At 69.1% G+C, this 7,002-nt stretch carries 9 protein-coding genes; 7 read left to right on the top strand and 2 right to left on the bottom strand.

Annotation, left to right across the window (positions count from 1 at the left end):
• From D180_RS17620 to D180_RS17610, 3 genes are all read left to right on the top strand, one after another.
• A partial coding sequence (locus tag D180_RS17620) for a M23 family metallopeptidase (protein ID WP_017913836.1) occupies positions 1 to 474 on the top strand: 474 nt, incomplete at its 5' end.
• 94 nt (positions 475 to 568) lie between these two features.
• On the top strand, positions 569 to 868 hold the full coding sequence (locus D180_RS17615) for a DUF3861 family protein (protein ID WP_010342007.1): 300 nt from the start codon (positions 569 to 571) through the stop codon (positions 866 to 868).
• 89 nt (positions 869 to 957) lie between these two features.
• The gene (locus D180_RS17610) at positions 958 to 1,554 is read left to right on the top strand and encodes a DUF1439 domain-containing protein (RefSeq protein WP_017913835.1); all 597 of its coding nucleotides are present in this window, start codon (positions 958 to 960) and stop codon (positions 1,552 to 1,554) included.
• A gap of 141 nt (positions 1,555 to 1,695) precedes the next feature.
• Here D180_RS17610 and D180_RS17605 read toward each other — a convergent pair whose 3' ends face one another.
• The gene (locus D180_RS17605) at positions 1,696 to 2,241 is read right to left on the bottom strand and encodes a type 1 glutamine amidotransferase domain-containing protein (protein WP_017913834.1); all 546 of its coding nucleotides are present in this window, start codon (positions 2,239 to 2,241) and stop codon (positions 1,696 to 1,698) included.
• 97 nt (positions 2,242 to 2,338) lie between these two features.
• Positions 2,339 to 2,806 (bottom strand): SET domain-containing protein-lysine N-methyltransferase, encoded by a 468-nt coding sequence (locus D180_RS17600; RefSeq protein ID WP_010342011.1) that lies wholly within the window; start codon positions 2,804 to 2,806, stop codon positions 2,339 to 2,341.
• Between the two features lie 194 nt (positions 2,807 to 3,000).
• Here D180_RS17600 and D180_RS17595 point away from each other — a divergent pair, with 194 nt between their 5' ends.
• The 4 genes from D180_RS17595 to sufD all read left to right on the top strand — a co-directional run.
• Positions 3,001 to 3,459, top strand: coding sequence for an SUF system Fe-S cluster assembly regulator (locus D180_RS17595; RefSeq protein WP_017913833.1), 459 nt, complete (start codon positions 3,001 to 3,003; stop codon positions 3,457 to 3,459).
• 15 nt (positions 3,460 to 3,474) lie between these two features.
• Positions 3,475 to 4,917, top strand: coding sequence for a Fe-S cluster assembly protein SufB (gene sufB / locus D180_RS17590; protein WP_017909661.1), 1,443 nt, complete (start codon positions 3,475 to 3,477; stop codon positions 4,915 to 4,917).
• 167 nt (positions 4,918 to 5,084) lie between these two features.
• The gene (sufC, locus tag D180_RS17585) at positions 5,085 to 5,852 is read left to right on the top strand and encodes a Fe-S cluster assembly ATPase SufC (RefSeq protein WP_017909660.1); all 768 of its coding nucleotides are present in this window, start codon (positions 5,085 to 5,087) and stop codon (positions 5,850 to 5,852) included.
• Positions 5,849 to 7,002 (top strand): Fe-S cluster assembly protein SufD (gene sufD / locus D180_RS17580; protein WP_017913832.1); only part of this gene is annotated, 1,154 nt, incomplete at its 3' end. The genes sufC and sufD, both read left to right, overlap by 4 nt.

Below are 7,002 nucleotides of genomic sequence, written 5' to 3'. Positions count from 1 at the left end.
TGGGCCTGGCGGCATCCGTGGGCGCAGCGCCTACGCGTCGGCTGGGAGTTGGCGCGCGCGCCGGCGCCGACGGCCCTGCACATGCCGGTCGAAGGCGTGGATCCCCGTCGCATCGCGGCCACCTTTGGCGCGCCGCGCGGCCGCGACCGCCAGCACGCCGGCGTGGACATCTTCGCCAGACGCGGCACGCCGGTGGTGTCGGCGACACGCGGCATCGTCGTGGCCATCGCCGACCGCGGCCTCGGCGGCCGCCAGGTCTGGGTGCTGGGCCCAGCCCGGCAGCGGCACTACTACGCGCACCTGCAGGCGTGGGCACCGGGGCTGCAGGTCGGCGACCTGGTGCAGCCCGGCGACCCGCTGGGCGCGGTGGGCGACAGCGGCAACGCGCGCGGCACGCCGCCGCACCTGCACTATGGCGTCTACGCCGAGGGCGGCGCCTATGATCCGCTGCCGCTGCTGCGCGCGGCACGCTGAACGGACGCACTGGAACAGAGCGTCGCGAGCGACAGGCTCGTGGTGCCGCTCGCGCGCGCCTATCTTGGAGGCACACCCCGCGTGCGCCACTGCCATGACTGCCTCCCAACGCTACCGCGTCACCGTCACCCCGATCCAGGACGACGGCCTGCCCTGCCAGGGCCGCTGCACCATCGAACTGGAGGCGCGCTGTCGGCAGGACTGGATGCGCCTGCTCGAGGCGGCACAGCGCCAGCCCGGACTGCGCGGCGACGAGCGCGCCGCACTGATCGTCGGTACGCAGTTGCTGCGCGGCCTGGGCGAGCGCAGCGAGGGAGAGGCGCGTGAACTGCTGGCGCCGCTGCAGCCGGCGCTGGACGCGCTACTGGCACGGCTGGCGCTGCCGGCCGCCTGAGCGACGACTCCCGCGCCGCCGGTTCCGCTAATCGCGCATTCACCGGCCACCGTTATGGTGAATTCCTCTCGTTCGCCCAGGGCTTCCCGATGATCTTCCGCAAGTTCACCCTGCGCGCTGCGGCGCTGCTGGCGCTCGCCACCGCCACCCAGGCCCAGGCCGAGCCGACCATCCAGGGCCACCAGGTCAGCGTCGGTGCCGCCGACGTGCAGCATTACCTGGACAGCAGCTTCCCGCAGACGCACAAGGCGTTGGGCGGGCTGCTCAAGATGACCGTCCGCGACCCGAAGCTGAGCCTGCCGCCGGGCGATCGCCTGAAGATGCAGTTCGACCTGAGCATGGCCACCGGCGGCGGCACGCCGACGCCACTGGGCCAGGTCCTGCTGACCAGCGCCCTGCGCTACGACCAGCAGAGCCAGAGCTTCCACCTGCAGTCCCCGACCATCGATGATTTCCGCCCGGCTGCCAATGGCGGCAAGCTCGACGCCAATACGCGTGAACTGCTCAATGCCTGGCTGGAGGACTACGCGCGCAAGGAGCCGATCTACAAGCTCGATCCGCGCCTGACCGCGATGCTGGGCGATGTGCAGATCCAGTCGGCCGGCGTGGAGAACGGTTCGCTGGTGGTGCGTTTCAACCAGGACATCGGCAAGCTGGTGCCGGCGGGCATGCTTCCAGCGCAGTAACCCACGCGACGTCCGGGGTGCGGCGGCAGCCGCCACCAGCAGCGCACACAGCAACGGCGGCCTCGGCCGCCGTTGCTGTTTCTGGCGGGCTCCCGCATCCGCCACCATCGCGGCGGCGCAGGAAAGGCGAATCGCCGGGGCTCAGCCCAGCGCCTTGGCCACCGCCTGCGCGAACGCCGGGATGTCGTCCGGCTTGCGGCTGGTGATCAGGTTGCCGTCCACCACCACCTCCTGATCCGCCCAACGCCCGCCGGCATTGGACAGGTCGGTCTTCAGCGACGGCCACGAGGTCACCTGGCGGTCGCGCACCAGCCCGCTCTCGGCCAGCAGCCACGGCCCGTGGCAGATCGCCGCCACCGGCTTGCCGGCGCTGGCGAAGGACTGGATGAAGGCGATCGCCGTCGGCTCGGTGCGCAGGCTGTCCGGGTTGATGACGCCGCCCGGCAGCACCAGCGCGTCGTAGTCGCCGGCCTGGGCCTGCTGCAGGCGCTTGTCCACCGGCACGCTATCGCCCCAGTCCTTCTTGTTCCAGCCGCGGATGCTGCTCGCGTCGCCCGGCGCGATCACGTCGACCTGGGCGCCCCAGGATTCGAGCAGACGCTTGGGTTCCTGCAGTTCCGACTGCTCGAAACCGTCGGTGGCCAGGACGGCCACCTGCTTGCCGGCAAGGGAAGGCATTGCGCTCATGGGACACTCCTCGAGTAGGGGAGCCCCACCGTAGAAACGCGCCGGTGGCAGTGCCGTGAACCGCGCGTCGGCGCGGCGTGCACGGCTGGACGCGACCTCAGCGCTTGGGCTGCAGCATGGTGCCGGTGCAGTTCTTGGCGCCGCAGCGGCATTCCCAGATCTTCTTCAGCCGCGGCGTGTGCCGCTCGGCCAGGGTGATGCCGTAGTTGTAGGTGAGTTCCTCGCCGGGCTTGATGTCGCGCAACGCCTCGATCACCACCTTGTCCTTGCGGCGGTCATCGCCCTCGGCCTCGACGATCACCGCCTCGCAGTTCGGCGCACAGCTGTGGTTGATCCAGCGCGCGTCGTTGCCCTCGTAGTTGGCGTCGATCACATAGTCGTCGCTGAGGGTGAACAGGAAGGTGTGCCCGGTCTCGACGTCGCCGGCCTCGTCGCGGTCGACCTCGGCGTGGCTGCGGCGGCGGCCCTTGTACTCGATGACCCGCTCGCCTTTCTTGAGCGGCAGCACGGCGAACACGCCGTTGCCATGGATGCGGGACTTGCGGGCGGCGATCTTGCGGGGCATGCGGCGATCCGGACAGGAAAGCCTAGATTCTGGCGCACATCGCCCGCGATCCCAAGTCTGCGCGTGCCGGCCCGCCGACCGCGCCCCCGCTCCGGACCGATCGTACCGATCGAAATAAGAGATGAATGGCCCAGTTGGACGCTGCGGCGCAAAAGCGTACAATTTCGGTCCGCATTGAAATCCACCGCGTCGCCATGCTCCGCGTCACCAAGCTCACCGATTACGCCACCGTCGTGCTGACCGTGCTCGCCGCGCGTCCGAACGAAGTGTTGAGCGCGACCGAACTGGCCGAACAGGCCGGGCTGGAGCCGCCGACGGTCAGCAAGCTGCTCAAGCCGCTGGCCCAGGCCGGCCTGGTCGAGGGCCTGCGCGGCGTGCGCGGCGGCTACCGGCTGGCGCGGCCGGCCGACGCCATCACCCTGATCCAGATCGTCGAGGCGATGGAAGGCCCGCTGGCGATCACCGAATGCAGCCACCACGGCAGCCAGTGCAGCATCGCCCAGACCTGCGGCGTGCGTTCCAACTGGCGGTTGATCAACGACGTGGTCGCCGATGCGCTGCGCGGCGTGACCCTGGCGCAGATGCTTCACCCCCTCCCCCCCTCCGGCGATCCGAAACGGCGTCCCATCGCCGTGCGGTTCGCGACCACCTGACCTGTAGGCAGCCCCATGGCCACCGAAAACGCTGAAATCCTGGAACGGCTGGGACGTCGCTACGACGCCGGCTTCGTCACCGACATCGAATCCGATTCGTTCCTGCCCGGTCTGAACGAGGACGTCGTGCGCGCCCTGTCCGTGAAGAAGGACGAGCCGGAATGGATGACCGACTGGCGCCTGGCCGCCTACCGGCACTGGTTGAAGATGCCGATGCCGCACTGGGCCAAGCTGGACATCGCGCCGATCGACTTCCAGGCGCTGAGCTACTACTCCGCGCCCAAGGGTCCGAAGTACGCCTCGCTGGACGAGGTGCCGAAGGAGCTGCTGGACACCTACGACAAGCTGGGCGTGCCGCTGCACGAGCGCGCCAAGCTCGCCGGCGTGGCCGTGGACGCAGTGTTCGACTCCGTTTCGGTCGGCACCACCTTCCGCAAGGAACTGGCCGAGAAGGGCGTGATCTTCTGCTCGATGTCCGAGGCGATCAAGGAACACCCGGAGCTGGTCAGGCAGTACCTGGGCAGCGTGGTGCCGGTCGGCGACAACTTCTTCGCCGCGCTCAACTCGGCGGTGTTCTCCGACGGTAGCTTCGTGTTCATCCCCAAGGGCGTGCGCTGCCCGATGGAGCTGAGCACCTATTTCCGCATCAACGCCGGCCACACCGGCCAGTTCGAGCGCACCCTGATCGTGTGCGAGGACAAGGCCTACGTGTCCTACCTGGAAGGCTGCACCGCGCCGATGCGCGACGAGAACCAGCTGCACGCGGCGGTGGTCGAGCTGGTGGCGCTGGAAGACGCGGAGATCAAGTACTCCACCGTGCAGAACTGGTACCCGGGCGACGAGGAAGGCCGCGGCGGCATCTACAACTTCGTGACCAAGCGCGGCGAGTGCCGCGGCGCGCGCAGCAAGATCACCTGGACCCAGGTCGAGACCGGCTCGGCGATCACCTGGAAGTACCCGTCCTGCGTGCTGCTGGGCGACGACTCGGTGGGCGAGTTCCACTCGGTGGCGCTGACCCATCACCGCCAGCAGGCCGACACCGGCACCAAGATGATCCACGTCGGCAAGCGCACCAAGAGCAAGATCGTCAGCAAGGGCATCAGCGCCGGCCGCGGGCAGAACACCTACCGCGGCCTGGTCAAGGTGGAGCGCAGTGCCGAGGGCGCGCGCAACTACACCCAGTGCGACTCGCTGCTGATCGGCAAACAGTGCGGCGCGCATACCTTCCCGTACATCGAGGTCAAGCATCCGACCGCGACCGTCGAGCACGAGGCCACCACCTCCAAGATCAGCGACGACCAACTGTTCTACTGTCGTGCCCGCGGCATCGACCAGGAAAACGCGGTGTCGATGATCGTCGATGGCTTCTGCAAGCAGGTGTTCCGCGAACTGCCGATGGAGTTTGCGGTGGAAGCCAAGAAGCTGCTGGAAGTCTCGCTCGAAGGCTCGGTGGGCTAGCGCCCTTCCCTTCTCCCCTCTGGGAGAAGGTGGCGCGAAGCGCCGGATGAGGGTACGTGCGCAGCCTCGCACACCCAAACCCGCGAGATGCTTCGCACCGCTCCCTCACCCCAACCCCTCTCCCGGTGGGAGAGGGGCTACACCAAAGAATTCTGACGGACCATCCCATGCTCACCATAGAAAACCTCCACGCCTCCGTCGCCGGCAAGGACATCCTCAAGGGCCTGTCGCTGCAGGTGAAGCCGGGCGAAGTGCACGCCATCATGGGCCCCAACGGCGCCGGCAAGTCCACCCTGGGCAACGTGCTGGCCGGCCGCGACGGCTATGAAGTCACCAACGGCAGCGTGCGCTTCGACGATGCCGACCTGCTCGAACTGGAACCGGAGGAGCGCGCCGCTGCCGGCCTGTTCCTGGCCTTCCAGTACCCGGTGGAAATCCCCGGCGTGAACAACACCTATTTCCTGCGCGCCGCGCTCAACGCGCAGCGCAAGGCGCGTGGCGAGGCCGAGCTGGATTCGATGCAGTTCCTCAAGCTGGTCCGGCAGAAGCTGGCGGTGCTGCACCTGAAGGACGAACTGCTGCACCGCGGCGTCAACGAGGGCTTCTCCGGCGGCGAGAAGAAGCGCAACGAGATCTTTCAGCTGGCGGTACTGGAGCCGAAGCTGGCGATCCTCGACGAGACCGACAGCGGCCTGGACATCGACGCGCTCAAGACCGTGGCCGAAGGCGTCAACGCGCTGCGCTCGCCGGAGCGCGCGTTCGTGGTGATCACCCACTACCAGCGCCTGCTCGACTACATCAAGCCGGACGTGGTGCATGTGCTGGCCGACGGCCGCATCGTGCAGACCGGCGGCCCCGAGCTGGCGCTGGAGTTGGAAGCGCACGGCTATGCCTGGCTGAAGGAGCGCGTGGCGCCCGAGGCGGCAGTGCAATGAGCGCCCTGCTCGACTCGCTGGCCGCCGCGTTCCACGGCGATGCCGCACGCCGCGCGCCGCTGGAGCAGGCGCTGCGCGACGGCCTGCCCGGCACGCGCAGCGAAGCCTGGAAGTACACCTCGCTGCGCGCACTGGAACGGCGCAGCTTCGCGCCTGCACCGCAGAACGCGCCGGCGGTGGACGCGGCCTTGCTCGACGGTATCCCGGCGCCGCGCCTGGTGTTCGTCAACGGCCGCGCCAGCGATGCGCTGTCGGATCTGAGCGGCCTGCCGGCCGGGGTGGAGCTGCAGCGGCTGTCGACCATCCTGCGCAGCGGCGACGATGCCATGCGCTTCCTCGGCCGCCGCTTCGAACGCAGCGACGAAGTGTTCGCCCAGCTCAACGCCGCCCTCGCCGACGAAGGCTGCGTGCTGCGGGTGGACGCCGGCGTGCGCGTGGAGCAGCCGCTGCACCTGGTCTTCGTCTCCACCGCCGCCGAGGCCGACCTGGCCTGGCACCACCGCCACCTGATCGAACTGCGCCAGGACGCGACGCTGGCGCTGGTCGAGCATCACCTGCATGCCGGCGATGCCGCGCACCTGAGCAACAGCCTGGCGCACGTGCACCTGGCCGCCGGCGCGCAACTGAGCCACGCCCGCGTGCAGGACGAGGCGGCCGGCGTCACCGCGCTGCTGCGTACCGATGCGGTGCTGGCGCGCGACGCGCAGTACCGGCGTGTGGACCTGGAACTGGGCGGCGCGCTGGCCCGGCACGAACTCAACGTGCGCCTGGAGGGCGACAACGCCAAGCTCGTCGCCAACGGCGTGCTGCTCGGCAACGGCCGGCGCCAGCTCGACACCCGCCTGGGCATCGAGCACATCGCCCGCGACACCGCCTGCGAGCTGCTGTGGCGCGGTGTCGCCACCGGGCGCAGCCGCGTGGCCTTCCATGGCGGCATCCGCATCCGCCACGGCGCCGACGGTACCGACGCGGCGCTGTCGAACAAGAACCTGCTGCTGTCCGCCGACGCCGAAATCGACACCCAGCCAGTGCTGGTGATCGATGCCGACGAGGTCAAGGCCGCGCACGGCGCCACCGTCGGCCAGCTCGATGCCAATGCGCTGTTCTACCTGCGCTCGCGCGGGCTGCCGCAGGAACGCGCGCAGCAACT

This window comes from Xanthomonas sp. SHU 166 (assembly GCF_000364685.1).
GTDB lineage: Bacteria > Pseudomonadota > Gammaproteobacteria > Xanthomonadales > Xanthomonadaceae > Xanthomonas_A > Xanthomonas_A sontii.
Note: the sequence above shows the minus strand (reverse complement) of the source record. Positions and strands in the feature narration are given on the sequence as shown.